The 25,870-nt window shown below is 61.4% G+C and carries 27 protein-coding genes and 1 tRNA gene; 5 read left to right on the top strand and 23 right to left on the bottom strand.

All coding sequences use genetic code 11. The annotated features are described in order from the left end of the window. Positions 1-169 precede the first annotated feature (169 nt). The 17 genes from FEV16_RS11695 to FEV16_RS11615 form a co-directional block, all read right to left on the bottom strand. Positions 170-388: a hypothetical protein gene (locus FEV16_RS11695; RefSeq protein WP_138167807.1), complete on the bottom strand. Its 219-nt coding sequence runs from the start codon at positions 386-388 to the stop codon at positions 170-172. Beyond that, positions 385-1,050, bottom strand: a complete 666-nt coding sequence (locus FEV16_RS11690) for an SOS response-associated peptidase (protein WP_138167806.1) — start codon at positions 1,048-1,050, stop codon at positions 385-387. Before FEV16_RS11690 ends, FEV16_RS11695 begins: the two co-directional genes overlap by 4 nt. Before the next feature lie 66 nt (positions 1,051-1,116). Beyond that, positions 1,117-1,344, bottom strand: coding sequence for a hypothetical protein (locus tag FEV16_RS11685; RefSeq protein ID WP_138167805.1), 228 nt, complete (start codon positions 1,342-1,344; stop codon positions 1,117-1,119). Between the two features lie 153 nt (positions 1,345-1,497). After that, positions 1,498-2,652 carry a hypothetical protein gene (locus tag FEV16_RS11680; RefSeq protein ID WP_138167804.1) on the bottom strand — a complete coding sequence of 385 codons (1,155 nt, stop codon included), beginning with the start codon at positions 2,650-2,652 and terminating at the stop codon, positions 1,498-1,500. A gap of 830 nt (positions 2,653-3,482) precedes the next feature. Beyond that, positions 3,483-4,055: a DUF6680 family protein gene (locus FEV16_RS11675; protein ID WP_138167803.1), complete on the bottom strand. Its 573-nt coding sequence runs from the start codon at positions 4,053-4,055 to the stop codon at positions 3,483-3,485. Then, the gene (locus tag FEV16_RS11670; RefSeq protein ID WP_138167802.1) at positions 4,048-4,401 is read right to left on the bottom strand and encodes a hypothetical protein; all 354 of its coding nucleotides are present in this window, start codon (positions 4,399-4,401) and stop codon (positions 4,048-4,050) included. The genes FEV16_RS11675 and FEV16_RS11670 overlap by 8 nt, the downstream gene beginning before the upstream one ends. A 292-nt stretch (positions 4,402-4,693) precedes the next feature. Next, positions 4,694-4,903, bottom strand: coding sequence for a hypothetical protein (locus FEV16_RS11665; RefSeq protein ID WP_138167801.1), 210 nt, complete (start codon positions 4,901-4,903; stop codon positions 4,694-4,696). A gap of 354 nt (positions 4,904-5,257) precedes the next feature. Then, entirely contained in the window at positions 5,258-5,587 is a 330-nt protein-coding gene (locus FEV16_RS11660; RefSeq protein ID WP_138167800.1) for a hypothetical protein, read from the bottom strand. 14 nt (positions 5,588-5,601) lie between these two features. Then, positions 5,602-5,913, bottom strand: coding sequence for a hypothetical protein (locus FEV16_RS11655; RefSeq protein ID WP_138167799.1), 312 nt, complete (start codon positions 5,911-5,913; stop codon positions 5,602-5,604). A 99-nt stretch (positions 5,914-6,012) separates the two neighbouring features. Continuing rightward, the gene (locus FEV16_RS11650; protein WP_138167798.1) at positions 6,013-7,020 is read right to left on the bottom strand and encodes a hypothetical protein; all 1,008 of its coding nucleotides are present in this window, start codon (positions 7,018-7,020) and stop codon (positions 6,013-6,015) included. Between the two features lie 25 nt (positions 7,021-7,045). Then, entirely contained in the window at positions 7,046-7,387 is a 342-nt protein-coding gene (locus tag FEV16_RS11645; protein WP_138167797.1) for a hypothetical protein, read from the bottom strand. Continuing rightward, positions 7,384-7,665, bottom strand: a complete 282-nt coding sequence (locus tag FEV16_RS11640; RefSeq protein ID WP_138167796.1) for a hypothetical protein — start codon at positions 7,663-7,665, stop codon at positions 7,384-7,386. The genes FEV16_RS11645 and FEV16_RS11640 overlap by 4 nt, the downstream gene beginning before the upstream one ends. 31 nt (positions 7,666-7,696) lie before the next feature. Next, positions 7,697-8,938: a hypothetical protein gene (locus tag FEV16_RS11635; protein ID WP_138167795.1), complete on the bottom strand. Its 1,242-nt coding sequence runs from the start codon at positions 8,936-8,938 to the stop codon at positions 7,697-7,699. Further along, positions 8,935-9,390, bottom strand: a complete 456-nt coding sequence (locus tag FEV16_RS11630) for a hypothetical protein (protein WP_138167794.1) — start codon at positions 9,388-9,390, stop codon at positions 8,935-8,937. Before FEV16_RS11630 ends, FEV16_RS11635 begins: the two co-directional genes overlap by 4 nt. A 266-nt stretch (positions 9,391-9,656) precedes the next feature. After that, positions 9,657-9,884 (bottom strand): hypothetical protein, encoded by a 228-nt coding sequence (locus FEV16_RS11625; RefSeq protein WP_138167793.1) that lies wholly within the window; start codon positions 9,882-9,884, stop codon positions 9,657-9,659. Between the two features lie 81 nt (positions 9,885-9,965). After that, positions 9,966-10,550, bottom strand: coding sequence for a hypothetical protein (locus FEV16_RS11620; protein ID WP_138167792.1), 585 nt, complete (start codon positions 10,548-10,550; stop codon positions 9,966-9,968). Then, the gene (locus FEV16_RS11615; RefSeq protein ID WP_138167791.1) at positions 10,534-11,841 is read right to left on the bottom strand and encodes a site-specific integrase; all 1,308 of its coding nucleotides are present in this window, start codon (positions 11,839-11,841) and stop codon (positions 10,534-10,536) included. Before FEV16_RS11615 ends, FEV16_RS11620 begins: the two co-directional genes overlap by 17 nt. A gap of 249 nt (positions 11,842-12,090) precedes the next feature. Between FEV16_RS11615 and FEV16_RS11610 the strand changes: the two genes are divergently transcribed. From FEV16_RS11610 to FEV16_RS17275, 5 genes are all read left to right on the top strand, one after another. After that, entirely contained in the window at positions 12,091-12,957 is an 867-nt protein-coding gene (locus FEV16_RS11610) for a 4-(cytidine 5'-diphospho)-2-C-methyl-D-erythritol kinase (RefSeq protein ID WP_138167790.1), read from the top strand. Continuing rightward, positions 12,954-13,766, top strand: a complete 813-nt coding sequence (locus tag FEV16_RS11605) for an RNA methyltransferase (RefSeq protein WP_138167789.1) — start codon at positions 12,954-12,956, stop codon at positions 13,764-13,766. The genes FEV16_RS11610 and FEV16_RS11605 overlap by 4 nt, the downstream gene beginning before the upstream one ends. 81 nt (positions 13,767-13,847) lie before the next feature. After that, positions 13,848-13,923, top strand: a tRNA-Thr gene (locus FEV16_RS11600). 330 nt (positions 13,924-14,253) lie between these two features. After that, positions 14,254-14,823 (top strand): hypothetical protein, encoded by a 570-nt coding sequence (locus FEV16_RS11595; protein WP_138167788.1) that lies wholly within the window; start codon positions 14,254-14,256, stop codon positions 14,821-14,823. Between the two features lie 57 nt (positions 14,824-14,880). Further along, the gene (locus tag FEV16_RS17275; RefSeq protein ID WP_246657298.1) at positions 14,881-15,183 is read left to right on the top strand and encodes an SOS response-associated peptidase; all 303 of its coding nucleotides are present in this window, start codon (positions 14,881-14,883) and stop codon (positions 15,181-15,183) included. On the opposite strand, the gene FEV16_RS11585 is transcribed toward FEV16_RS17275, so the two are convergent. The 6 genes from FEV16_RS11585 to FEV16_RS11560 all read right to left on the bottom strand — a co-directional run bounded on the left by FEV16_RS11585 (position 15,180) and on the right by FEV16_RS11560 (position 25,839). Beyond that, positions 15,180-15,773 carry a GDSL-type esterase/lipase family protein gene (locus FEV16_RS11585; protein WP_138167872.1) on the bottom strand — a complete coding sequence of 198 codons (594 nt, stop codon included), beginning with the start codon at positions 15,771-15,773 and terminating at the stop codon, positions 15,180-15,182. The genes FEV16_RS17275 and FEV16_RS11585 overlap by 4 nt on opposite strands. A gap of 311 nt (positions 15,774-16,084) precedes the next feature. Next, a complete protein-coding gene (locus tag FEV16_RS11580; RefSeq protein WP_171015213.1) occupies positions 16,085-17,293 on the bottom strand; it encodes an alpha/beta hydrolase in 1,209 nt (402 codons plus the stop codon). A 396-nt stretch (positions 17,294-17,689) separates the two neighbouring features. Further along, positions 17,690-17,965: a hypothetical protein gene (locus tag FEV16_RS11575; protein ID WP_138167786.1), complete on the bottom strand. Its 276-nt coding sequence runs from the start codon at positions 17,963-17,965 to the stop codon at positions 17,690-17,692. Between the two features lie 449 nt (positions 17,966-18,414). Then, positions 18,415-18,774: a hypothetical protein gene (locus FEV16_RS11570; RefSeq protein ID WP_246657297.1), complete on the bottom strand. Its 360-nt coding sequence runs from the start codon at positions 18,772-18,774 to the stop codon at positions 18,415-18,417. Positions 18,775-19,156: 382 nt separating this feature from the next. Then, the gene (locus FEV16_RS11565; RefSeq protein WP_138167784.1) at positions 19,157-20,344 is read right to left on the bottom strand and encodes an acetate/propionate family kinase; all 1,188 of its coding nucleotides are present in this window, start codon (positions 20,342-20,344) and stop codon (positions 19,157-19,159) included. A 23-nt stretch (positions 20,345-20,367) separates the two neighbouring features. Next, a complete protein-coding gene (locus FEV16_RS11560) occupies positions 20,368-25,839 on the bottom strand; it encodes a glycosyl transferase family 36 (RefSeq protein WP_138167783.1) in 5,472 nt (1,823 codons plus the stop codon). Positions 25,840-25,870 lie beyond the last annotated feature (31 nt).

The following is a 25,870-nucleotide window of genomic DNA, read 5'->3' as shown; positions in this document are numbered from 1 at the left end:
GGGCTGCCCAAACAGTCCAACGGGTCGACACCGTCATGGCAGCGGGAACAAATGCAGGTGGTGCGGGAGCATGACTCTTGGACCTGGCTGCCCAAACAGTCCAACAAAAACTCACGAGCGATAAAATTAAGACACTACCGCGTTCCTTTTCCTTCCTTTTTCGGCTTTCCTATGAGCCATTCTTCGCGTCCTCCGTCAGCGCCCGAGCGATCGTCTGCGCAACCGCCTTGGCGTCATCCGAAGTGAGCCGTTTGGCGATTCCACGCCGGGTCGGCTCGTCTTCGAAATAGACATAGGCGAGCGCAATGCCGTTTAGGTCGGCGACGACGTAGGACTCGCCGATCTTGCGCACGCGCAACGGCAGGGCGTAAGGCGCTGTCGCCGTCACGCGACCGGCAGGATAAGCGCAGGATCATCGTCGGCGACGCCCGAGCGGTTGACGCGCGACGAAACAACCCACTCTTGCAAGGCGTCTTCCAGCGCAGGCCGCAACAGCGTGCCGGGATCGTCGCCCGTCATCCATGCGCTGACGTCGCGCCAGTCGAGAATGACCGGCATTCGATTGTGAAAGCGCTGCATCCATTCGTTCGCCGGTCCGACGATGATGGTCGCCGAGTCGACCTTCGCGTCGCTCTCGGGATCACGCCAGCTTTCCCATAGAGCGGCCAACGCAAGCAGCCGGCCGTCAGGCGATGAGAAATAATGCGGCGTCTTCGCGCCGGGCTTGCCGGTCCATTCGTAAAACCCGGACGCCGGGATGACGCAGCGTCGCGACTTGAACGCCGATCGGAACATCGGCTTCTCGGCGACCGTCTCGGCGCGGGCGTTGAACGTTGCAGGAAGCGCGCCCAGCGGCTTTTTCCACCAAGACGGCGCAAGTCCCCAGCGCATCGGAACGAGCTCGTTGCCGGCTGCCGTAGGCCGAATGACCTCAATCTGCGTGGTGGGGGCGATGTTATAGCGCGGCGCGAGATTGCGCGGCTGGCCGATCAGATCGGCGAGGCGCTGGAGCTCTTCCCAAGACAGATGCTGCGTAAACCGGCCGCACATGCCGGCAGCATAGCAGACCTCAAAGCCCGACCGTGGATGTAACGGCGGGACGTTTTTGTTGTGGGATCACGCGGCGAGTCTGGTATCCCACGCCTCGACAATCTTGCCGGATTGCTCTTTTAGGCGACCGAAAATGAATTCGATCGGCGGCGCTTCATAGTTTGGATCATCGCGCCACGGGTCAGTGATTTCCAGGCTTGCGAGCATAGCCGCATTATATGTGACGCCCGGCGCCTGCTCTTTGAGTTCTTCGCAGACGACGAGGCGCAGGACTTTCTCCGCGGAAGCGCCCATCGGCTGGGCCTCACTCTCCCATCTCGATACGGTTTCCCCCGCCGCTCGAACTCCGCCTACGCGCATCGAAACGCTGAATTCGGCGGCGATCGTTCTGTGAGCGATGGGTCATCGACGACGTCGACAGATCGAGACGATCTTTGCGTCGCAGGCTCAGAGCCGCTTTTTCCGGCGCTTCGGTTGTTCTGGCATCTTAAAGCGTTCACACTTCAATGACGGTTCGACTGCTTTCAGGAGATCGTTTGAGGATGGTGCCGAAGCGAACCTTTCAGCGGAAATATCCTTCCGCTTGCCAACGATCCGGAATGAAAAGCGCGCGTTGCTTTTTCCGCGTTGGCTCTCACGCACTTCAAAGCCTGTCTTATCTCTTCGTGAGACATAGAGACCATTGCAGTCACTGCAGGCAGTCAGAAAGACATGATACCCTTTGGCTTTGATGCAGGAAGCGAATTTAGGGTCCAAGTCCACCCTCGCCTTGCCAGATTCAAGCTGGGCATCGCCGAAGTCCTCGAACCAGCTTTCAGGACTTTCTACCGCGTATAACAGACGATACGTGCCATCGTCGCACGGCACGGCGGCACTCTTTGCCCCGTAAGCGGTGAAGCTGCCAACTACGATTACAGGGCCCACGAAAAACCCCGCGGCAACGCCCGGAGTGCGTGGCCGTGCGCCGCACTGTCCGTAAACTCCAACGTTCTTGAGGGAGGTGCCTAAAACGCCAATTCCATTATCACTGCTGCCCCACACGCCGTTACAAGCTGGCCTATCCGCCTGACCTCTCACTCCAACTGTGCCGCCAAGTCCAAAGACACCCGATCCTAACGATTGCCCTACGACCCCAAATCTGTTGAGGCCAGAACCCATAACGCCAACGTTGTCGGAGTCGCCTCGGACCCCAGTGCCCGCTGTCGTTACCGCATATACCCCATATCCGACGTCGCTTTCTCCGATCATTCCTGCCGCTAATTGGTCCCCGAATGAGCTGCCAAGCACACCTACATTGTCGAATGTCGGGGGAAGTCTTGAACGTTTGTTATCCGTCCGACCAATAACGCCAGCGGTTCCGACGCCGACGACTCCCGCATTATCAGAAAGCCCGAGCAGCGCGGGTGCTCCCTGTCCAAGCCCGAGCAGTGCGGGCGCTCCCTGTCCGACTGTTCTGATGCCGGCAACTGCGTGATCAGCCAATGTCTGAGCTTCGACTGCTAAGACGACGTCGCCATTGAAGGAGCCGTCAGCTTCACTGCGACCCGCCAATACCGTTGACGCTGTTGCAGTGTTGAAATCCTCCAAGGATAGATCGCCCATATTTCCCTCCCGAATCATTACAAGAGATCACTTGGAAAGTTGAACTGAGATATGCTGATGCGTCTTAGGGAAACAGGATGCTATCCAATAAAAATTGATGGTCAATGATTTGCTGAGTGGATGACTTCTCGGAAAGGCTGGGCAGTCGTAGATCGCTCACGTCGCGATCTCGTAAGATTCTGGTGAGCATCAGACTCGGGAATGACACGCTAAATTCCGTTCTAGAGCGAATGAACAACGCCGCCGACTAGGCACCGGGCGCTGACGACGTCACGCAGTTCCGCCTCGTTGCCGCCATCGCCGAAAGACGGCTCGCGGAGTTGCGCGCATCCGTCTAACAATGGCGGCAGGCCGCCAAAGACTGGGTCAGTTTCGGACCCGGTCATATTGCGTAATTTCATACCGGCGGAGCTTGCAAGATAACGCGCGAGCGGCTTATTGCGTTGCTGCGAGAGGGGCGCGAAGCGCCAAGGCCGCTGGCGAGGAAAGGACTGAGTATAATTACCAAGCGTCAATTGGCCTACGAGATTATGGCTCGCCACACCGACAAGCCTATGGAGAGCGTGGTCCCCATCATAGCCGCGGCGCTCGGCCTGTATCAATCAGATGCGCGAGCCTATTACCGCTGGATACAGCGGAAGGGCTGGCGCCCATCTGCGGGCCGTTAAAAAGGGAATTGCGCAAGGCGGTGCAATCACATGGCGGGACGGCCTCCCGCCGGCCGCCTTCTGCAAATCGTCGAGCAGCTTGTCAGCGCGGAGGCGGACGCAGCGAGCTGGCTTTTTTTGCGTCCCCCCAATATTTCATAGGCTCGACAACGGCCTCAGTTCTTACTCTGGGGCGGGAGGGAATAGATTGGTTACCGGGGGCGCTGTGTTGGCGGACGGCGGCATGTTTGCCTGAAGTCGAGCGAGGGCTTGCTGTCGTTCCATGTCGCGGATGATACGCTCTTGTTGCAACGCGTTTGGGATATAAACTCTGCTCAAGTCAGTGGCACCGAATTTATCGCCAAGACCAATGTCATTGGCCATCGTCGCTAACAGCCTTCGTAATTTTTCATCGAAACCTTGTCCGTGCGCAACTTGCTGCGAATTGAACGCAAGGTATAACTCTGCCCATGCCTCCCGGACCGGCTTGGAATCATGAAATACAACATCAATCAAGTTGAGCGCGCGCACCGCATTCTCGGTATAGACGGCTGATCTCTCCTGCATCAGAGTTGTAAAGATGATGAACTTTTGGCGCTGGCGCTCTTGGCTTTTCTCAGAGTCTCGACGCATCATTTCAGCAAGCGTTGCAGCGGCTTGAGGCCCACGCCACGTAGCGTAAACCGAAAGAGCAGCAGCAAGCGCTGACGCAGTTGCGGCGACGGCGCTCAGCGCTTGCGGGTCAATATCAATCATCTAAGGCTCGAATTTTCACGATCTTCGCATTGAGCGGTCCGTGCTTGGTGTCAATCCGCACGAAGCTCTGAGAAGTAAACTCGTGCGGCAGATTGAAACTCATCTCATAAGTGTCACCAAAAGGACCGCTCATCCCGCCTTGAATCAAAGGAAGATTGGGCGGCAGTCGAACGCCTAATATGACCTTGTAGGCGTCCGCGCCGTCTTGTTCGATGCGTCCGTCGTAAACAGCACCAAGCATATCGGATCCCACAAGCTTTCCCTTGCGGATGACGAACATCGAAAAGCCGCTTCCTGCCTTTCCGGTCAAAAATGCAGTGAAGAAACCATCCACAGATTCGCTCATACGAATCCCTTTGAATAGTTAATTTTCGCAGTATTTGAACCGATGGAGACGCCTGCGTCAAAGGTTTTGCGCCGATCGCTGGCCGTCTTTCACAACGAAGAAGATACACCGGCCCCGCAGCCCTTTCCCCTGACATGCCTTCCGCAGCCCCACGATGGATCTCGCGCACGTGCATGAGGATGGCGCGGGCCGGTGGAACTCCTATTTGAGATTAATCGTCTGACGCCTTTTGAAATTCGCTCGGCCGGAGCATTTCTTCAAGAAACAGCATTAGACGGACATCTGGCCGTTATTATCCTGGCGTGTCGTGACGCTCCAATGCTTTTGTAAGCCGGGTTTCAAAATGGACGCAGGTTCTCTTTACCGCGGGATCAATCGCGCGCAGCTCGGCGTCGTGTTCGTCACCGCTCATAGCGAACGACGCCAAGCTGCGTTCCAGATCGTGGCGAATTTCTGCAAGCATTAGCTCGAAGTCGTTGAGCACGTCGCCGACCTCGACCATGCCGGGTGGATTGTCTAAGGGCTACGAGGCGGCATTTATCGGCTTTCCCTATTCCCAACCCAAGTGGAAAAATTCACTTTTTTTTCACGCGCGAAAATCGGCCCTCCGCGCCGTGCCCCAAAGCGAATGCTTCGAAAGGAACCTTAAAAATAAAAGCATTGCATTCCAATGCCTTGCGCCTTCGTTGGTGTAGGGCGAGCAGGATGACGATCGGGTGTCCTGCTCGCCCCGGTTGCGTCCACACCATTGCGGCGAGTGCGGACGCAATCCTTGTTGGCTTGGGGCGGACGGCGGTCTGCAAGCGCCGCCCGCCCGTCATCGCCGCGCAACAGGAGCGAAGCGCGGCAATCCCGTTCAAAGCGGTCGAGAGATGATCGTCTCGGCAGCACGCGCGCCGATGGACGACGAGGAGGCCATGGTGCGCAGGAGCGCGATCGCCTGCTCGGCAGTCATGTCGGTTTCGAGGGCGAGGTGCTTCGCCTGCACCTCTCTGCCTTTCGCTTCCGGCGACTCAATGATCGCTTTGCAGCGCAGTCGGTATGCGATGCGCCCCTCGGCGTAGGACTTCGTGAAGGCGGCGGCGAAGTCTTCGAGATAAGCGCTGTTGTGGCCGTCGGCTCGCTCTTTGGTGAGTGCGGCGCCGAGAGAGGCGACGAAGTGCGGATCGTTGTCGTAGGTCGACATTGTCGTTTCTCCTCTTAAAACGAGCGACCGGGCGATGCCGTCCGCTTGGCGTTGATCTCTGCCCAGCTTGCATCGGCCGCGATGCGCCGCGCTTCATTGACGGCGGCGATGTTCTCGGGCGTGGCGTCGACGCCGCTGACCACAAGCATGATGGCGGTGCGGGGATCGCTCTCGGCGACTGAGCTCGTCAGCACGCCTTTGATCCGCTCGCGCTCGGCAGCGACTCCGCGGGCATAGGCGGCGTCGATATCCCCGGAAGAGGAGGCGGCTTCGCGGCGGCCGTCCTCAAAAGCTTTTTCGAGGTCTTTCTCGTCGTAAAGTTGCATTGATGGCCCTCCTTGGGCTGATTGTTTCTGTGTGCCGGCCGCCGCATGGCCAAAGGAATTAAACCAAGCGGCAGCCGGCTTCGTCAGCCCGGACGAAACTCAATCGTCACGCACCTCCGGCGCGGAGTCGGAAAGCTGCAAGATCGCGCGCGGGTCGGCGTCATGCCGGCGGCCAATGGTCAGACCGCTTTGGCGAGCCTGTTCGATCAGCGCCTCCTCGATCCTTTCGGCTTCGAGCAATTGCTTCTTAGCGTCCGCAACGCGCCTGCGGCGCTCGTCTGCGGTCAATGCGCTCGCATCGTCGGCGACGTCGGCGAGCGCGCCGTCGAGCGCGGCGATAAGCTGATCCTTGAACAACCAAGCGACGAGGCCGATCGCATCGGAAACGTCGGCGTGTCCGCGCTTGCTTTCGACGAAAACCTCAGCGGGCGTCGTCGGAAACTTGATGCGCTCGCCAAAATCGACCGCGCCCTGAACGCTCGGCCGACCAGATTCTGCGAGCTCCTCGATCTGCGCGCGCATCCGCTTTTTCACATCGGCGCTCGTGCATGGCGCGTCGATGGCGGCTTGAATGGCGTCGCGGTGCTCTTGGATTTTCTCCCGCGCTTGTACGATCGCGGCGACGATGGACGCGCCCTTGGGGAGCTTCACGGCGACCGCAGGAGCCATGCCGACGGAAAGAGGAAGCGAGGCGGTATAGGCTTCGAGTCGCCTGATCTGCTCGCCAATCGGACCGATCGCGGCGGAGCGGCGTGAGTATTCATCGCTCGCCAGCTTCACTTCCGCGCTAAGGCGGTCGAAAACTTCTTTCTCTGCGTCGAAAGCCGGGTGCCCCTCATGCATTCCGTTACGGCGTAGGCTTTCGAGACGGAGCCTGACCTTGTCGCGCTTCTCGCGCGCCTCGGCGAGCTTCTCGCGCGGAACGGTGAGGACCGCGCGCGCTTCGGCCAATTCGTTGCGGAGCGCCAGAAACTTCGCACGGGCGCCAGCGGGCAATTTGTCGGCGGCGTCCTTGTCGAGCGCGAAGCTCGCCTGCGCTTTCCACTCTTCGGGCGAAAGCGATCTGGCGACGGCGACCGGACCGTTCGCGTTAAAACTTAAAGCCATATTCGTCTCCGTTTGCTTGTCCGGATTATCGGGGTGATTCGAGCAGAAGGCATTCGCCGCTTTCGCCGCTGCGTTCGCCGTTTTCGCCGCGGCCGCGATCGAGGAGCGCGAGGAGCTTCGCTTTGTCGATCTGCCAGTTGCGCCCGTTGGCTGCGCGACGGGCGATTTCCGGGTGCCTTTCGATCATTCTGTAAATGGTCGACTCGCTGTTAACGCGCAGGATCTGTTGCGCTCGCCCTGTAGGGATCCAAGTCGGCTCCGCCGGCGCGATCGGCGCGCCGTCGAGAGCGTCCGCGAGCGCGTCGAGTCGATCGGCCTGCAATCGAAGTCTTGCGGCCTCGTCGCGGATGGCGGCGGCTGGCGTCATGACGGACTCCCGCCAAGCATTTCCGCAATTTTCATGAAGTGCTCACGCTCGCTCGCCTCGGCCGCCTTCAGGACGTCGAATTGATCGTGCGGCAAGTGCATTGTGATTGCGCTTTCGACGATCGCGCGCAGGCGGACCGTCATCGGCTTGCCGGCGGAGACGATGGCGAGAAGCGCGTCCCGCCGGGCCCCGACTTCCGATTTCGTCGAGCGGCGCCTTATGGGGCTAGCCTCATAAAGAGCGTCGACGGTCTGCGCCGCGTCAGCAAGGCCGTCCATGTTTTGTCCGGTTGTGTCCGCTTTAGCCCGGTCATACGGCCATCTCCTCAAGCGGTCGCTCAAGGCGCGCACGACGTATCGGCTGCATGGTCATCTGGTCGGGACGACGCACCAGCGCCAAGGCGCGCACGGCAAGGCCGCCGGGCTGCATCTGATAGGCCGGCGCGGGCTCGCCTTTGATGCGCTGATACCGCGCTATGGCGTCCTCAAAGTCGCCTGCCGCATAACCGGATGCAGCGCCGGACGATTGGCCATCATGCCGGCTCTCGCCGCCATCCCTGCGAAGCGTTTCATCCTTCGCGTCAGAAAATGATTGGTCACAGTCGCCTGTCAGTCGGCGCTCAAGCGCCGCCGCGCTGTCGCCTTCGCCGGGCGCCGCGTCGTTTGCAATCCCGTTGGCCGTTCCGCGGTCATTGCAGCCGGGTCCGGCCGGTCGGCGCGCTTGCGCCGCCTCGGCCTCGCCGCAACCCGGGACATGGTCGTTGGGGAATTCCCGAGGGCAACGCCCGTAGGGAATATTTGTCCCGGACGAAGTTGTGCCACGCTCACTTATTTGTCGCGGACGAAGTTGTGCCGGACGAAGTTGTGCCAACTTATTTGTCGCGGACGAAGTTGTGCCACCGCCATCATTGGGATCGTCCGGCGCTCCATTCTGGGCCGCCGCGATGCGGCGATACCATGTCCGGCGAGAGACGCCTTCAGCTTCCCATGGCCTGCGCTTGGACAAACTCTCGCCTTGCGGTCGCGCGCCTTCCGCGCGGCGCTTGTCCTGCTTTCGCATCTTGTCGCGCTCCTTCCTTGCCTGTTGCAGCGACTCCTTCGAACTGCCGTAGGGCGCGAGATTCCATGCTTTGGCCTCGCGCCAAATCTCTTCGGTCATGCCGATTAGTTCGCCGATCTTTTCGGCGCTCATGGCCATGAAGTGAGAGCGGCCGATGCGCCGCGATTCACGCGCGCGCCATTCGGACGTATCGGCGACTTGCGCCTCTATCTCTTCCGCCGGAGCCTCAATGCCGCAGCGCTGAGCGGCGACAAGCAAGCTGTTATAGGAAAGCTCCCAGTAGTCTGGAGCGTCTCGCCCGCTGCGCTTTCCGATGCGTCCGGCGGGTGCCGATGAGAGAACGTTGGCCAGGACCTTGAGCCATGGCCTTGGGTCCAAAAGCTCACCAGCGGCGCTCTGCGCCGCGGCAACGCGGTATAGCTGCGAGAGGGTGAGCGAAGCCCGCTGACGGCGACTGATTGTGCGTTTGGCCCTGCGGCTCGATTCCGTCATGGCCGAAACCCGAAGTTGAATGCGCTTCGGATTATCCGGTCACAGATGCCCTTCTGTTTCGGCGAGAGCGGCCTGTATGGATCGTCGCGGAGCGACACCAAGATGCTCTCGGCGAATGATTGCTCCCATGGCGAAAGGCACGCCTTCTCCGCGCAGATCGTGAGCCATGCGATGCGACCGGCGAGGGAAAGCGAGTCCCACGACGGCGCCGATCGCGGTGGCGGCTTGCGTGACGACGGCTTCGGTTCCGGCTTCGCCGCCTTCCTGTCGCGAATGATGATGACCGCCGCGCCGCGCGTGAAAGCTTCGGTGAGATCGTGCCAGTCTGCGCCGACGCTCTTGAGTGTGCGATCGATCGCTCTTGCCGTCGCGACGACTTCGCCATCGTGGTTGCTCGCAAGCCGCGGAAGAATCGCCGCAAGTTTGTTCGCGATGGCTGGGGTGAGCGTCATGAAGTCGCCTTCCTCTCAAGGAAGGCGCGCAACGACTCGACGTCATCGCCCCGCTCGCCGGTCGCGTCGTCGACCCATTTGAAATTGAATCTGTTGACGCGAAGGCGCGGCCATCTGCGCGCGAGCGTCGCCTTTGGCGGGAGTGATTTCCCTTGATTTTCGGGAGCGGATTTGGTTTTCTCGGAAGCGATCGCCTTGCCAGATCGATCAATTTTCCGAGCCCGCCTCTCGCCAGGAGGCGGGCTTTCGTTTGAGCGGCGCATGTCTCACGCCGCCGCCGTGTCTGACGTGCTTTTCTGCGCCGCGCCGATCTTGCTCATCGCCCATTCGTCGAGCGCTTCGGGCGTGTAGAGCCGAGCGGGGCCAGCCTTATGAAACTCAGGGCCGCCGCCAAGGCAGGCAAGCTTGTTCAGAGATTTTTCGGAGCCAAAGCCGAATTTGTCTTTGAGATAGACGCCGGCATCCTTGGCGCGCATGAATTTGCGGTTTTGCATCTAACCATTCCGCGTGAGCGAGCCCGCTCTTGGCGGGAATGGTTTTGCAGATTACGCACGTTTTCCGCCTAGTATAGAAGATCAGCCGGCTGACCGCCCTTTTCGTCTCAACAGCCGACCCTCGCGCTGCCATGCGCGGACGGCTCTTACGAGCTGCGACGTGGGACAGTGAATATTCAATCTCCAGCCGTTCTTGATGGTTTCGGCAAGGTCTTTCTGCAAAAGCAGCGTGGGGTCTTTCCGCTGCGCGTCCTGCGCCAATTGTAGTGCGTGAGGCTTCCACATTCCCTCGGCTTCCGCGCTAAGTTGCGCCCCGCGCCTTTTTCCGGCCGCGCGGCCTTTCCGTGTCGCTTCGATCCTGTCTCGCTTATCATTCGTGAGTTCGAGCGCGCCGAGTCGCATCGCCGTGACGAGCATGTCGTCAAGCATCATTAGTCCGTCCATCTGGTCTTGATGGACCGGCGAGGCCTTGAATATTTCTCGCATTCGATTCCGTTGCCACGTCATCTTGAACCGCAGAACTTCTGCTTCCGCTCGCGCAATCTCTGCGCCGTCGACCACGCGCGGCGCTCCGCCCGTCGCGGCGTCGAACGCGTTGCGACGCACATCTTGCGCCGCCGCAAACGCGGCCGCCCACTCGGCGAGGCTGCTATAGCTCTTGCTCATTTCGATGGGCCTTCGCCCTCGTCGGGAGGCTAACAACGTCCGCCCCCTGCCCGTCCATCGCAGCCGCTATTCGCGCGGCGACTCGATCGGCAGCGGCGACAAGCGCAGCATCGGGGCGGCGGATGTAGCTCCGCTGCGTCACGCCCCGGCGGCTATGGCCCAAGAGTTCGGCAATGGTCGCGTCGCCATAGCCTTCATCGGCGGCGATGCTTGCGAAGGTCCGGCGCAGCGTTTGCGACCGCGCGTCTGTCAGCTTGGCGTCGTCAAAGATGGCCGCGATCTGTTTCTTGAGATCGGCGGCGCCAGTTCCGTCGCGGTTCGGGAACACGAATTCATCGTGAAGGCGCGGCAGCGTTTGCAGATAGTCGAGCGCCGCCCTTCCGATCGGCCGCATGGAGCGCCCGGTCTTCGTCGCCTCAAGCCTCAAGCATTGAGTCGCCGCGTCTATCTCGCGCCAGCGAAGGCTGACGGCTTCCTCGCGGCGCATACCCGTTAGAGCAAGTATTCGAACGGCGGCCGCCGCCATCGTCTCGCGCTCGGCGGCCCCTCGCATCGCCTGCCCGAGGTTCGCCAGTTCATGCGCCGCGAGGATTCGTTCGCGCGTGGCGTCGGCGGCCATATCGACCCCGCGGGTGGGGTTAGCGCCCTCTACAAGCCCGCGCTTGCTCGCCCACGTCCAGATACCGCCGAACAAGCCAACGGCCCGTTTGGCGGCCGGCGCCCCGCCCTGCACGCGGGCCATCCCGCGGGTCTTCGTCTTGATCTTGCCAGCCGTCTTCCCGGCGGCGACGTCGTCATAGAACCGCTGCAACAGGTCTGCCCGGCCGGCAAGTGAATTCGCCGGGAGCTTTCCGAGTAGAGGAATGATATGGCGGGCGACCCTGCCCTCGTCGATTGAGACCGTCGACTCGGCTTTGACGCGCTTCTTGTTGGTCACGACGAGCCCAGCGCGGGCGGCGTCGAGATATTGCTCGCAGAGTTCGGCGACGGTGAGCGCGTCGCGTCTCTTCCGCTCGTCCGCGATCGGGTTTTCGCCGAGCGCGAGGCGCGCCAATAACTCGCGGGCCGCCTTGCGGCCCTGGTCGAGCGTCAAGAGCCCATAGGGGCCGATCGTCTTCTTGCCGGCGCCCTTCTTTTGAACGACAAACGTCTTGCGGAAGCCTTCGCCTTTCCTGATAGCACGCAGGCCGAAGCATTCGGTCGCTTCGTCCCATGCGACGTCATCGTCTTTTGAGGGTCGCCATGTGTCGCAGAATTGTTTGGTGAGCCTGACCTTCACGTGCGAGGACACCTTCGGAAGCCACTTTCGGAAGCCATTCGGAAGCCGCCAAAAGGAAAGCCGGGTAAATCGTGGGAAAAATAAATAAGCGGAAAAGCCAACAAACGCAAGGCGCTAGTCAAGTGAGGAAAAATTGAGTAATGGCCGGAAACCCTATCTTTTTTCCTTGCCAAGGTTGGGGTCGAGGGTTCGAATCCCTTCGCCCGCTCCAGTTCAAAGGGCTCCGCGAATTCGATCCCCACGTGCGGAGACCGGGGTTAGATGCTGACGACGCGCGCCCCGGCGAAGATCAATCTCACCCTTCACGTCCTCGGCCGCCGGCAAGACGGCTATCACGAGCTCGAAAGTCTCGTCGCCTTTTCCGGCGCAGGCGACACTCTATCCCTCACGCCGGACGAAACGCTGTCGCTCGACATTTCGGGACCCACGTCCTCGGCCGCCGGCGCCGGCGATGACAATCTCGTGTTGCGCGCCGCGCGACGCCTCGCGGAAGAAATAAAGGGCCTGCGGCTCGGCCGGTTTCGATTGGAGAAGCGCCTGCCCGTCGCGGCGGGCATTGGCGGCGGCTCGTCGGACGCCGCCGCCGCGCTGCGCCTTTTAGCGAAAGCGAATGATCTTTCCCTCGATGATCCTCGCATCCGAAAGGTCGCACGCGTCGTCGGTTCGGACGTGCCCGTCTGTCTAGAGCCGCGCGCGCGCATGATGCGCGGCGCCGGTGAAAGTCTCGACGCGCCGATTCGTCTTCCCCTGCTGCCGGCGGTGCTGATCAATCCCGGCGTTCCGGTCGCGACGGCGCCGGTCTTTGCCGCGCTTGGATTGAAGCCGGGCGCGTCGCTCGATCGCGCTGCGCATTTGCAGATCGGCGCCCGGCCAAGCGCAGAAGACGTGCTCGCCTTGCTGGCGAAAGGCCGCAACGACCTTGAAGACGCCGCCTGTCTACAGGCGCCTGTTATTGTCGATGCGCTCGCCATATTGCGCGCGGCGCGCGGCTGCAGGCTCGCGCGCATGTCGGGTTCGGGCGCGACATGCTTCGCGCTGTTTTCGACGCGACGCGACGCCGTTCGCGCCGCCCGCGTCATTCGCGCCCAACATCCCGGATGGTGGATCAAGACGACCGTGCTGAGATGAGCCGCCGACCGCCCCCGAAAGACCGCAGCCCACATGACACGGGCCGCCGCGCGCCGATCGCTAAAACGGAGGCGCGTGGGCCGTTCCGCCCCGCCTCGCCCGATCTCGTCGCGCTTTATGGCGCGCATCCGGTGCGCGCCGCGCTCACCGCGCGCAAGCGCAAGTTGCTGTCGCTCTATGCGACCGAGACCGCGCTACCGCGCATCAAGGATCTGGCGCAGGCGGCGGGTCTCGAGCCACGCCTCGTCGACGCGCGCGATCTCGCGCGGCGTCTCGGCGCAGAGGCCGTGCATCAGGGGCTGTTGCTCGAGGCGCGTCCGCTGCCAGAGGCTGATATTTCCGATATCGTCAGCGTCAGCGGCGTCGTGCTCGCGCTCGACCAGATCACCGACCCGCACAATGTCGGCGCGATCCTGCGTACGGCCTGCGCCTTCAACGTCGACGCGGTCATCGTCACCGAACGTCACAGTCCGGAATTTTCGGGCGCGCTCGCCAAAGCGGCGTCTGGCGCGCTGGAATTCGTGACGATCGTCTCCGTGGTCAATCTCGCACGCGCCCTCGACGAACTCGCCGAGCGTGGCTATGCGCGCGTCGGACTGGATTCGGAAGGTGGTGAATCGCTCTCGACCATCGCGCTGTCAAAGCCGCTGGTTCTGGCGCTCGGCGCCGAGGGTAAGGGATTGCGGCGTCTGACGCGCGAACGCTGCGACGCCGTCGCGCGGCTCGATCTTCCCGGACCGATCAAGAGCCTCAACGTGTCGAACGCCTGCGCCGCCGCTTTGAGCGTGGCGACGATGCGGCTCGGATGATGGCGCCGGGCGCGGGATTGACCTCCCCGCCGGCTTGGACGCATAGAGAAGTCGCGCGACGCGCCTCAAACGACGCTATGGGCCGGTTTAGCTCAGCTGGTAGAGCAACTGATTTGTAATCAGTAGGTCGCGGGTTCGAATCCTGCAACCGGCACCACCTGACTAAATATAATATTAATATATCAGTTTGTTACGCTTTGATGAGCGTTTTGGTCCCACATCCAGTCCCACGCTTCGCGTGATTTCGGCACGCCGCCGTGCAGCTCCCTGCCCTTCCGGCGATCGCGGATCTTCGCGCTGAGGCCGTCGACGGCGCGGCCTCTAGCTCTTCGCCTGAGCTCCGTTAGCGCTTGGCCTTGTCGAAAGCGCCAAGCGGGGGCATGCTGATATTTGATACGACGGCCACACGGCGAACGCCCGCTCAGATGGGCAAGGGCGCGCAGAGGCAGGCTTCGATTCAAGAGTACCAAGTTTCGGGAGGAACTCCATGGAATCGAATGAAACGACTGCGCTCGAACAGCGCCGCGAATTTACCGAAGTCGTAGGCCTGTTCGACTCGCTTGATAACTTGCGGTCTGCCATTGACTATCTGATGACTCACGGATTCGACAGATCCGAAATCAGCCTGCTCACCGAAGACGCGAAGACGCGCGAAAAGGTTGGATCGAAACGCTCGGTCGAAATCGAGGACAGCGATGAAGCTCCTCGCATTTCCTACATCGAAACCGAGTCGCTTAATGAAGGCAAAGCTGCGCTCATCGGCCTGCTCTTCTATGTTGGCGCCATTGCTGGCGCGATCACCGTTTGGACCATTTACGGCAGTTTCGCCGAGGCGATCTTTGCGGGCATTGGCGCTGGTATGGCCGCCAGCCTGATTGGCGTGGGCATCGGCGGATTCATTCGACGTCGTCAGCGCAATTGGGTGCAGGCGCAATTGGCGCGCGGCGGACTGTTGCTGTGGGCGCGAACCCGGACCGAGGAACATGAACGCGCCGCCATGTACGCTATGCAGAACAATGGAGGCCACGACGTGCATGTTCATAGGTTGGCGGCGTAGGCCTGACGATCCAGACTGAGCGCTGGTCGATCTGGCCTCGCCTTTATCATCGCCTCGATGCTTGCCGCGCTGACAATCGTCGACCTTCGCGCCGAGCGCGTTCATGGCGCTCGCGTCTGGTGCTTAAACCGCGCCTGCCAGCACTACGGAGTCGTGCCGTTCGAGGCGATCGGCGCGCCCGCGGGATTCACTTTCATCGATCTCCTGAGCCCTCCCGGCATGTGCGGCCGCTTCACGCAACATCTCTCTTGGGAGGAGCTTCACCGGCTCGCCGATCTGATCGGCCAACCGCGCAATCTCGTGCCCCGCTATACATCGCGCCGACGACGCAGATCGAAGAGATTGGCGACTCGAAGCTAATCGCTCAACTTCTCCCGAAGAGCCGCAATCCACACCGCATTGGCGCGTGGCGTGAAATGCAGCCCGTCGTCGCTCATCTCTGCACGGCGCACGCCATTGCGCGAAACATACGGATTGAGGTCCAACACCTCGATGCCTCGCTCTCTGCAAAGCTCCGCCATCATCGCGTTCGCTGCATCTATGCGGGGCGCTGCCTCTCTCTGGGCGACATAAGGCATCAAGGTAAAGATCGCGGAAGCGCCCGGATCAAGGACTTGCAGCATGCCTCGGAAATCGCGTTCAATGTCCGGGATCGGAGCGGCGGCGCCGAGAAGATCGTTCAGACCTCCGTCGATGATGAAGCGCCACGCGCCATTTCGTTGCGCACGATCCAACTGTCCGGCGATATCCGCGAGCCGCGCGCCGCCTTTGGCAAGGTTTATCACTTTGAAGCGGCGACATGACAGCGTGCGGAATGGGCAGCCGGCCGCGAGACTATCGCCGACGACGGCGGTGATGGCTCCGGTGGGTGCTGGAGTGATCGCCGCCACAACTGGTGCGATCGCATCAAGAAAAAAGCGTCGTGCGTGAGCGGCGATATTCGATCTCATACAAATCCTGGTCGTAGGCGCCGCAACGGATTTGGCGATTCTTAATCAGTAGGTCGCGGGTTCGAATCCTGCAACCGGCGCCATTCGAGTCATTCGGGACGACGGTAATGCCTTTCCAATAGCGGGGATCTTCTTGCATGCGGCAAAAGACCAACTCTGCGAATGGTCAGAAAGTTGCGCTCTTAACTTCGAAAAGGATTTTCGAAGATGGGCAACTTGTGCGCCTTCAGCGATAATCAGTATCAATCGGCGGCTCCTCTCCGATCCCATCCGCTTACCCGACGCGAGGAATCGCGAAGATGGCGATTCATTCAGTGATTCTCTCCTGTAGGGCCTTTGTAGCCCGGAGGCGGGCTCGATTGTGTGACAGTCGCAAACGGCAGCTCGCGTCCGTCGAGGAACGCCACGACGGCGGCGAAGAAGACGTCCGGCTGTTCGGCGAATAGTTCGTGGCCAGCTTCAGGCACGTAGACCATGCTCGCATGGGGAAGCGCGTCGCGATAATCAACTGCGCTTGCCCAACTCAGATAGTCACACTGCCCCTTCACGATCAGCGCCGGCGTGTCGAGGCGCCGCAGCGACGCATGTGGGTCAATGCCCCGCTGCGCCTCGGGACGCGGCAGCATCGTGTTCGCATAGAATCCGGGATCGCCGCCGTTCGTTCCATCCGGCGGATGGCAAAACAGCGCGGGCGCGAGCGCGGCGATGATCGCACGAAACCGCGCGTCCATTTCGGCGTCTCCAGCAAATGCATGCGCCGCACGCGAATTGACTTGTGCGAGAACCCACGCCGTGAACGCGCGCGGCTCGAACGCTTGCCGCAGCACCGCCCATAGATGTGCCGCGTCGAGCGGCCCTAGCAGGTTGACCAAATTGCTGTTGTCGCCCGCCATACGGTCCGGCGAGACGAAAACCACCTTCGAAACATGGTCCGCGTGGGCGCTTAAATAGGCGGCCGCGAGCCTCGATCCCCAAGAATAGCCGATGAGATCGACTTTCGGCGCTCGTATCGCCTCGCGAAACGCGTCGAGGTCGGCGACAGCGCGCGGCAATGTGTAACCCGTGGGATCGGCAAGCCGCGTCGAGCCGCCCGCGCCCAATTGATCGTAAAGGTAGACATCGTAGCCGCTCGCAGCGAGCCGCCGAAGGTACTCTGCGTCTCCCTCGATGTTGGCCACCCCGGGACCGCCGTGCAAGAAGACGACTGGCGCGGCATGGCGGGGCCCGACGGCGGCAAGCCTGAGATAGGCCAGGCGACTGCCAGTGCGTAGAGTCGCCCACTCGGTTCCCGGCGCCGGCGGCTGCCGTGTCTCCGTGGCAGGCCACAGCAGCGCGAACCCGCCAACGACCGACAAAACGGCCAAGAGCGCCACGGCCAGCGGCCAATACCGCCGAGGCGCGATGACACTTATTGCCCCACCATAGCAGATCGCAAAAATCGACCAGCCGGCGGTCAGGAATAACGCCGGACGGGATGTCAGCATCGCCGTGGCAACGAAACCCCCGACTCCTACCAGCATGGAAAGGAGCGCAAGGATGCCGTACGTGCCCAGGCATTTTGCGAGCTGCGAAATGCGGCCAACGCTTGATCCGTGGTCGCTGTCTCCAACCATCGGCTCATGTCCTATCATCGACCTTCGAAATGTAAATCCAAGCATGAGATCGAGCAACGCGGCGATGTGCCTATGCGAAACCAATGCCTCGCATGACTGGATCGCCGAACATATAGAGATGCCAAGGCTCTTCGAAAATCGCCATCAACCGAGTGTTCGGCGAGAACTCGAATGGTGGCGGAGGAGCCCCCCGGCGTTCAAGCCGCGCCGCGCACTGTCATTGTGTTTCGGATATAGGAAAACGGGCCGTGATGACGAACCACTCGCCTCACGAGAGCCTGTCAGCATCCGACGCGATCGCAATCAGTCTTCGCGTCGCGCCGGCCACAAACGAAGCGTCTCGAAAGGTCCCCAAGCGAATTTGCCATTGTCGCAGGCAAAATCGCCGTCATCGACATATTCGACGACAAGCTCCGAAATCTTCCGCCACTCTTCTGGAGTCGGCGCTTCCCAAATGGCTTCAGGCGTTCGCTCGTCACTCGATAGCGCGAAAATCGCTTGAGCGATTGCAGGATGCGTTTGCCGGTTAGCGCTCCACCCGACCGGCGGCGGGACGCGTGAGCATATCCCATTCCCCATCGTCGCCTCCTCGGGCTTACAACGCGCCCGGCGCGAGGCGCGCCGTATGTCACAATAGCATAAAACGTAGAAAACCGGATACTGCTATGCCGATCCTTCGATTACAGGCGGCGCCTTAACTAAAATTGAGGCGGTGCCGAAGCAATGTTGCGCGCATGACTACGGCCGATGCGAAGATCTTCTTCGTTGGTCTAGCTTCTGGAGAAGCCTGCGCATCTCTTCCGGCAGAGGCTCGGCGGCAGTTTCTGAATGAAGATTTTTCAGTTGCTTGCCGATCTCATTTACTGAGTTCCGATGATTTTCGTTGGCCTTCGCCAACGTCCGCTTCAAGCTCTCGTTATTGGGGGGCATGGAGAAAGCCTCGACAAGGAAGTTTGAACCACTTGATCGGCAATAACGTTCCATCTGCGCCCCCTATTCGAGGAATAGAAGCCCAAACAGACGGTAGCTCAGCGCATCAGGGAAGCTCTCGCGCGGAAGGCAATCACGTTGCCGCCATTCATCGACGCAGCAAGCACGGCCGCCTGAACCTCGGTCGCAGCCTCTCGTATAGAACGCCGAATGAATGAAGTGGCCGCGCCTTCATAATTCATGCTGAGCAGATCATGGGCGCATTGTTCGCCGCGCAGGAGCGAGATTTCCGCCAAGGGCGGAATGGGATCGTCGCCCGATAGAGTCGCGAGCGACTCCAATTCGCTTTCGAGTGCGGGACGCGCGAAGTCGGACAGCTCCGCAAGCACTTCCCGCTCGAAATATGTGCGAAGCTTATTGGCGGCGTCCTCAAAGAATGCGACAGCTTTACTGTCCATCGAAAGCCTGGCGTTTTCTGCATTCATATGCACTAACCTACATCTTAGCGTTAAACTGCAAAGCAACGCAGAGTTTGTTTGTCGCCCCTGCACCTGAATTACAGAATTGCGGCAAACAAAAGGAGACGGCCGCGATGAACAAGCTTCGCCAGCGCTGGAGCCTGTGCGCTGGAGGCTGGAAAGCGCGTAGCAGGTTTTATTGACGCTACTGCGAAGTTGATGAATTCCAGACGTTATTGAGGATGGCGTCACGCCCCGCGCGCGACGGCTTGCTTGTGGGCGCCGGCGATCCGCCAGATCACGCGTTCAACTGCGATCCGGCATAGAACTGGCGACGCGCAACCGAGCGAGACGTCGTCTCATCGGCGATCCGCACTGGCGGTCACCTTACGGTTTCCGACAGCCCCGCCGTTTCAATCGTATGGCGCGCGATCATTGCTTCCTCGTCAGTCGGCGTCACGAATATTGGGATGCGCGATTGGGACACGGAAATCAGCGAGTCGTCGCGCGCATTGGCGGCCGCGTCGAGCGCCAACCCCAGCCAGCCAAGACCTTCAACCACGCCGGCCCGTATGCGCGGCGAGCGTTCTCCTATTCCCGCCGTAAATACGAGCGCATCCAGACCGCCGATGACCGCCGTCAGCGCCGCGATCTCTATTTTGACGCGATGAATGAAGTAGGCTATCGCGGCCTGCGCGCGAGGCTCTTTAGAAGCCTCTAGCGCGCGCATGTCATGCGATACGCCGGAAAGGCCAAGAAGACCTGAGCGCTCGTAAAGAAGGCGCGACAGCTCCTCAGGCGCCGTCGCTTCGCTCTGGAGCAGATACAGCAGCAGCCCGGGATCAATCTGTCCGCAGCGCGTGCCCATAGGCAGGCCTTCAAGCGCGGAAAAGCCCATGGTGGTGGCGATCGAACGCCCGCCTTTCATCGCGCAAAGCGATGCGCCATTGCCGAGATGCGCGACAATGACGCCGCCTTCTGCGTGGATCGGATCAATCGCCCGCAGACGCCGAGCGATATACTCATATGATAGGCCATGGAAGCCAAAACGGCGCAACCCGCGCTCGTAGTAGGAATAGGGAAGCGCATAGGCGTCGTCGACGAAGGCATGTCCGCGGTGGAAGGCCGTGTCGAAACACGCGACCTGCGGCACGTGGGGGAAGGCCTCGCAGGCGCCTTCGATGCCGGCCAGATTATGCGGCTGGTGCAAGGGCGCAAGAGAGATGAGTTCGCGCAACTGCGCGAGCGTTTCCGCGTCAATGATGACGGGCGAGGCGAAACGCAGCCCGCCGTGCACGACACGGTGTCCGATCGCGCTTACCGCCGCCCCGGGGTAAGCGTCTTCGATCCACTCGAAGATCGCTGCGATCGCCTTCTTGTGGGTGAGCTTGGGAGGAAGCGGTATGTCGCTCGCTCTTCCGCCGACGACGGCGACGTGAAAGCGCGGCTTCGCGCCGAGCCCTTCGACGCGGCCGGAAACGATCAGTCGCGGCCATTCCTCATCCGCTGCGTAGAGAGCGAACTTCACCGAGGAAGACCCGGCGTTGAGCGTAACGACGTGATCAGCCATGTGCGCCCCGCCTACAGGCCACGTCACCAGACGCGGCGACGTTTCTCTGCTTCGAACGTCTTGCCAAGGTAGACCACGCGTTCCAGTCGCAGTTCGCCTTTGGAAAGGAACGCGTCGGGGCGCAGTTTCAATTCGCCGTTCTCGAATTCGAGCCCGAGCAGCGCATAGGCCGCCGACAACATCCGCGCCGCTGCGCCGGTATACCAGCTCCACCCGCCCCGACCTTCGTAGCCTTCGCCGTTATAGACGTCGGCCGGCTGCTGATGCGGCGGCAGGCCGTAAATGTCAGACTCGGCCGGCGTCGTCAGCTTGGAGATCGGCGAGATCGCGATCCACGTCTCGAACGCCGTGCGAAACAACTCCTCGGCGGCGCGCGAGTCCCCTTCCTTTTGCGCCTGCGCGGCGAGCTTCGCCAGCGCATCGACGAACCAGGAAACGCCATGCGAATATTGCCCGCCGTTTTCGCGCACGCCTGGCGGATATTCGGCGCTGCGTCCGGGATAAGGCCGCGAATGCTCATCGTAGGGCGGCTGAACGAGCAACACGCGATCGCCGAGGCCAAGAATGTCGAGGGCGTTTTCGATCGCCTCGCGTCCGCGCGCGGCGTCTACGGCGTTCGTCAAAGTCGGCCAGGAGGAGGTCATCGCGCTCATCGGCGCGACTTCCTCGCCGTTGTCGGCATAGGCGCGAATATAGCGGTCGCCGCGCCAGCAGTTTTCAAGCGCGGCGCGAAGTTTTTCGGCGCGTTCACGATAACGCTCGGCGCGGGCGGCGTCGCCTTTCGCCTCGAATATCGGTGCGATGTCGAGAAGGATGCCGTGCAGGAAGAAGCCGAGCCACACGCTCTCTCCGCGGCCTTCGTCGCCGATAAGATTCATCCCATCGTCCCAGTCGCCGGAGCCCATTAGCGGCAGGCCATGGGCACCGAAACGGTCGAGGGTCCATTCGATGGCGCGCGCGCAGTGACCGAGCAGCGTGTCCTTGTCGCGCGAGGTCAGCGGCACGGTGGCTTCGCCCTCCTGATCTTTCGGAACAGGAGCGGCTTCGAGGAAGGGCTCGACCGCATCGAGGATGGCGTAGTCTCCGCTCCCGCGGACATAGCGGATCGTCACATAAGGCAGCCACAGATGCGGATCCGACGCATGTGTGCGGTCCGCAAGGCCAGTGCCGCCGTTGGGCGCGCGATGCCACCATTTGCAGGCGTCGCCCTCGATATATTGATGCGCGGCATGCAATAGGATTTGCGCGCGGGCGCGTTGGGGCGCGAGATGAATGAGCGGAATGACGTCCTGCAACTGGTCGCGATAGCCCGTCGCGCCGGAACGTTGCGCGGGACCGGTGCGTCCCCAAAGACGCGCGGCGAGCAATTGATAAGGCAGCCAATCGTTGACCAGGCGATCGAAGTCGGGACGGTTGGTCTTGATGCGCAACACCGATAGCTGATCATCCCATGCGCGCGCATTCGCCGCGAACGCGGCATAAGCGTGCTCGGGATCGCGCGCATAATCGGCAAGTCTCTTCGCTTCTTCGATGGACGTCGTCTGTCCAAGCGCTACGACGACAACGGCCTCTTCTCCAGCCGGCACGTCGATCGCGCAACTGAAGGCGGCGACCTTTCGTTCATGCGCGGGCGCGCCGGCGTCAGGATGGCCGTGCTCGACCATGTACGGCAGGTAAGGGTCGCGGCTTTCATGCCCGAGGAAGCGGCGACGGGACGTCTCAGCAAACTCCGCCGGCAATGAGGTCGTCACAAAGGCCCAGCCCTGCACGAAATTATTACGAGGATTGCGGAAGTAGATTGAATGCACATTCTCGTCGATGACCGACTCCAGCACGCCAAGACTCTCGTTTGGCGTTTCGGCCAAGACAATTTCCATCGCCGGCGTAATCTGCAATAGCCGCTCGTGAAGAGTCTTGTTACGAATCTTCAAGATCTTGAACTCGATCGGCTGCGTGGGACTGACGAAAACTGTCATCTCGAGTTCGAGATGATCGCGCTCGGCGCGATAGACGGCCGAGCCGAGAGAAAACGTCACTTCATATTCAGCATCGCGACGACGTAGCGGCACGAAGGTCGGACTATGCGCATCCGTACGCGCAAGATCGTAGACGTAGAATCTTTGACCCGCGGGGGCCATGCGGCCCTCGCCCATGCGAAACGGCGTAAAACTGTTCAGACGCGAGTTGCCGTGGAACGAAAAAATCTCGCCGTCATTCGTCAGCACCGCGCCCTGCCCGAAGGCGTTGGCGATAACATGGGCGAACGGACGCGGCGTGCCTGGCGCGACCGTCACGCTTCGTCCGTCCTGCGAAAAGGCATAGCGGGGCTTCTTCGGCGGGGGCGGCAGTATGAGCCCGCGGCGGCGCGACAAAGCTTGGTTCAGCGTCTCAGGCGCCACTGGCGCAATGCGCAGATGGCGCGCGATCGAGTCCGTGGCTCGGCCCATATCGCGGGCCCATCCATCGACGATGATCAGCTCTGTCGCGCCGCTGGCCGCAAGTTCGATTTCGACGCGCAGACTGGCGCATGGCTCAAAGCCGTAGAGTAGCCCTTCGTCATTAGGGTCGCGTGGCGCCGCCAGGCCATGAAGGCTGTCCGGCGCATGCACCGATCCCATTCCGTAAAAACGCGACTTCACGTCCTCATAGCCGAGGACCGAAATTTTCGCTTCCGCGCCGGCGCCGATGGCATGAAAGCCGATCTCAGGCGACAGGCGACGATCCGACTGACGGCGCGCCCCACCTTTGAGCAGGCGGTTCTGCGCGAAAATCGCGTTCAGCGAACGAACGTACCAGGTGCCGATATGAATGGCGTTATAGGCCGGGTCGCGAAGCTCGACGCCGGTCTCATTGAGCACCCATTCGCGCAGCGACGCGAGAACCAGTTTACGAGGGCGCTGCTCGAGATTTACGATCTTGAGTTGGGTGACCTCGACCGCCTCGTCGGGCGCGAGCGAAACTCGCGCTTCGACAGCAAATCCATTGCGCTCCGCCATGAAGAACAGGCAGTTCTCGCCTGCGTCGGTGAGCGACGCCTGAGCGGCTCTACAACGTGTCGGCGCCTCGCCGATCGACCAAAGCTCGCCGCCATCTTCGCGCAAGAAAAGGAAACGTCCGCGCGGATGCGCATGATCGTCCGGGCGCCGGGTCAAGTCGATCGGAGGTCCGCCACGCGCCACGCCTTCAATGCCGATGGCGCCCTGTCCGTCCTGAAACCACTCACTGGTCATTAGGCCATTGGTGAGCTTCAGCGGGCGGGAGCCGGGAACGCCGCCTGCGCCAGTGATGCCTTCGATCGTCACTTTCTGCGCGCGCGCGAGCCGTCCAAGAAGGAAGATGACGAGGCCAAAGGCGACGAGCGCCGCATAAATTAAATAGCCGCTGACGAGATAAGCGTAAGACGGAGGCCGCGTGTGGGCCAACTGCTCAGACGCGCTCCACGCTCTGTCCCAATCCACGCCGCGCGGAATGTAGAAGGGCAGCAAAAGCGGCGCCCATGTGCCGAACCGACGGATGCCCTCCGGGATCGCCCTGCTCGTCTGCGACTTTCCAAGAAAGCGCGCGGCCCTTTCATCCGCGACGTCGCCGCCGACAAACGAAAGATTGACGAGCGTCGCGACCCGCAATCCCATATGGTCGAACCAGATCAGCACGCGGAGCGCGTCATAGGCGAGGAGCGCCGTGAAGATGTCGAGGCTCCATGCGCGGAAGTCGGAGTCCGGCAGGATATAGCTCATCCAACTCGCGACGCCTGTTCGGATGAGTCCGTCCTGATTGTACCAGGCCGGGTCCGGCGACGCCTTCAGGAAGGAATAGATCACCGGCGCCATCCAAAGGCCCCAACGCAGAACGCGCACGGCGTTTTCGATGAGCATGTCGAGGCCCTGCCAGCTCGCGAGTTGGCGAAGCGGCTGCAGGCTGCGCTCGACAAGCGCGGTGAGGAAGAAAAGATTGATCGAAAAGAGCGGCGCCGCGAACACCCATTGAATGACGCCGGAGAATGACTCATCGAAGAACAGCCTCACGCCGCCGTCGACCTTGCCGAGATCCGTCGCGCCCCATTTCGAAAAGAGTGGGCGAATAATGTATTCATTGACGGGACGCCCGTCGGCTGCGTAATCGAGCGACGTATAGGCGAAGAATTTCGCGACGATCGTTTCGACCTGCCCGGCGTCCAAATACCAGGCGACGGCGCCTCCTACGAGCGCGCCAAGGAGCACGCCCAGCGAATAGACCCGCCAGCTGCGCAGATGCTGCCGGCGTCCTTGCGTCAGCGCAGCGAGATCAATCGCGGCGTCGACGCCGGCATAAGCCAGCGCGCCGGTCAGCGCGCCGAACAGAAATCGGTCGCCGCCGCTCGCGGCTGGAAGCCCGATCATTAGAGCGAGAGCGACAGCCGCGCCTGCTACTCCGCCACGAAAATAGTTGGAGGGATGCAGATAGAGCTCTTCTACCCGCCCAAAGAACGGGGGCGTCGAGTCGGTGCTTTCGACAATCGCGCGCGCGAGCGGGAAAAGCGCCGCGCCGATGAGCGCGCCGCCGATCGGCCCTGAAGCCGAAAGCGCCGCCATCGCCGGCGCGAAGGATACGCCCAGTTCCGCCGCAAGCAGCAGCGCCATGAACACGAAGCCGTAGACGGCGCCCTTTTCCGCGCCCGTTCGCCAGTCGTGAAACACCACGACTTGCAACGAAGGCGTCGCACGCAAAAGGCCGGCCATGGCCTGCGTGACGAGATAGGTTTGCCCCCATAGGCCCGCTTGCGCGAGCGCCGCCGCAGCCGCCGCGATCGCCGCCGCCAGCGGGTAAGGCAAGTAAGGCGCGACGAAATAGGAGACCGAGGTCGCGATATAAGGCGTCAGCGACGCGACGAAGGCAGAAGCGAACAGAATGCCATGCGGACGCCATTGGTGGGGAAGAAATCGACCGAGCGCCAGAGGCACGCCGACGACGACAGCTTCATTGAGCAGAAACAGAACCAGCGTGCGCCCCGCGATGTTTCGCAAAGGCTCCGGAACGTCCAAGCCCAAGAGCAACGCGCCGCCGATTTGCGTCACGGGCGGCGAGCCGAGCGCGATGAGGAGGCTGAACTGCAGCGGCAGAACGAAGAGCGCCGCTCGAACCGCCATGCGCGAACGCGCTCTAAGCGTCACGACGCCTGCGAGGTAAAGAATCGTGGCGGTCGCCGCGCCAACCGGTGAGAAGCGGAACAGCTCGGCGAAAGTTTCCGGCGACCGCCACAACATGCTCGAGCGATCGCAGAGCAAGGTGAAAATCGCGACGGCCAGGAAATCGACCGCGAAATCCGCCGCCTGGCGCGCGCTCTCAGACGAGCGACGCAGAACAAATATCGCAGCGCCAGCGAAAAAGCCGGCGACGATCGCGTGTTCGCCCCCGCCAGCCGCCTCCAGCGCGGCGAAGGCCGCAAAGCCCATGCCGATCAGGATGCGCTCGAATAATGCGCTGTTGAGATTCGATTCGCCTGGAGTGACCGCCATGAACTCCCTTCTCGGCTTAGGTTGAATCGAC

The organism is Methylocystis sp. B8, from assembly GCF_005771425.1.
In the GTDB taxonomy this organism is placed as follows: Bacteria; Pseudomonadota; Alphaproteobacteria; order Rhizobiales; family Beijerinckiaceae; genus Methylocystis.
The sequence above is the reverse complement of the archived record's forward strand: the minus strand, read 5'-3'. Positions and strand labels throughout refer to the sequence as shown.

Coding starts and splice junctions, on each gene's coding strand:
- FEV16_RS11635 (WP_138167795.1), bottom strand. CDS start 8,938: ATGACGGAATCGAGCCGCAGGGCCAAACGCACAATCAGTCGCCGTCAG.
- FEV16_RS11575 (WP_138167786.1), bottom strand. CDS start 17,965: ATGGGGAATGGGATATGCTCACGCGTCCCGCCGCCGGTCGGGTGGAGC.
- FEV16_RS11595 (WP_138167788.1), top strand. CDS start 14,254: ATGGAATCGAATGAAACGACTGCGCTCGAACAGCGCCGCGAATTTACC.
- FEV16_RS11570 (WP_246657297.1), bottom strand. CDS start 18,774: ATGGACAGTAAAGCTGTCGCATTCTTTGAGGACGCCGCCAATAAGCTT.
- FEV16_RS11610 (WP_138167790.1), top strand. CDS start 12,091: ATGCTGACGACGCGCGCCCCGGCGAAGATCAATCTCACCCTTCACGTC.
- FEV16_RS11640 (WP_138167796.1), bottom strand. CDS start 7,665: ATGGACGGCCTTGCTGACGCGGCGCAGACCGTCGACGCTCTTTATGAG.
- FEV16_RS11585 (WP_138167872.1), bottom strand. CDS start 15,773: ATGAGATCGAATATCGCCGCTCACGCACGACGCTTTTTTCTTGATGCG.
- FEV16_RS11580 (WP_171015213.1), bottom strand. CDS start 17,293: ATGCTGGTAGGAGTCGGGGGTTTCGTTGCCACGGCGATGCTGACATCC.
- FEV16_RS11665 (WP_138167801.1), bottom strand. CDS start 4,903: ATGGTCGAGGTCGGCGACGTGCTCAACGACTTCGAGCTAATGCTTGCA.
- FEV16_RS11560 (WP_138167783.1), bottom strand. CDS start 25,839: ATGGCGGTCACTCCAGGCGAATCGAATCTCAACAGCGCATTATTCGAG.
- FEV16_RS11620 (WP_138167792.1), bottom strand. CDS start 10,550: ATGAGCAAGAGCTATAGCAGCCTCGCCGAGTGGGCGGCCGCGTTTGCG.
- FEV16_RS11675 (WP_138167803.1), bottom strand. CDS start 4,055: ATGATTGATATTGACCCGCAAGCGCTGAGCGCCGTCGCCGCAACTGCG.
- FEV16_RS11630 (WP_138167794.1), bottom strand. CDS start 9,390: ATGACGCTCACCCCAGCCATCGCGAACAAACTTGCGGCGATTCTTCCG.
- FEV16_RS11680 (WP_138167804.1), bottom strand. CDS start 2,652: ATGGGCGATCTATCCTTGGAGGATTTCAACACTGCAACAGCGTCAACG.
- FEV16_RS11685 (WP_138167805.1), bottom strand. CDS start 1,344: ATGGGCGCTTCCGCGGAGAAAGTCCTGCGCCTCGTCGTCTGCGAAGAA.
- FEV16_RS11670 (WP_138167802.1), bottom strand. CDS start 4,401: ATGAGCGAATCTGTGGATGGTTTCTTCACTGCATTTTTGACCGGAAAG.
- FEV16_RS11655 (WP_138167799.1), bottom strand. CDS start 5,913: ATGCAACTTTACGACGAGAAAGACCTCGAAAAAGCTTTTGAGGACGGC.
- FEV16_RS11605 (WP_138167789.1), top strand. CDS start 12,954: ATGAGCCGCCGACCGCCCCCGAAAGACCGCAGCCCACATGACACGGGC.
- FEV16_RS11650 (WP_138167798.1), bottom strand. CDS start 7,020: ATGGCTTTAAGTTTTAACGCGAACGGTCCGGTCGCCGTCGCCAGATCG.
- FEV16_RS11690 (WP_138167806.1), bottom strand. CDS start 1,050: ATGTGCGGCCGGTTTACGCAGCATCTGTCTTGGGAAGAGCTCCAGCGC.
- FEV16_RS11660 (WP_138167800.1), bottom strand. CDS start 5,587: ATGTCGACCTACGACAACGATCCGCACTTCGTCGCCTCTCTCGGCGCC.
- FEV16_RS11565 (WP_138167784.1), bottom strand. CDS start 20,344: ATGGCTGATCACGTCGTTACGCTCAACGCCGGGTCTTCCTCGGTGAAG.
- FEV16_RS17275 (WP_246657298.1), top strand. CDS start 14,881: ATGCTTGCCGCGCTGACAATCGTCGACCTTCGCGCCGAGCGCGTTCAT.
- FEV16_RS11645 (WP_138167797.1), bottom strand. CDS start 7,387: ATGACGCCAGCCGCCGCCATCCGCGACGAGGCCGCAAGACTTCGATTG.
- FEV16_RS11625 (WP_138167793.1), bottom strand. CDS start 9,884: ATGCAAAACCGCAAATTCATGCGCGCCAAGGATGCCGGCGTCTATCTC.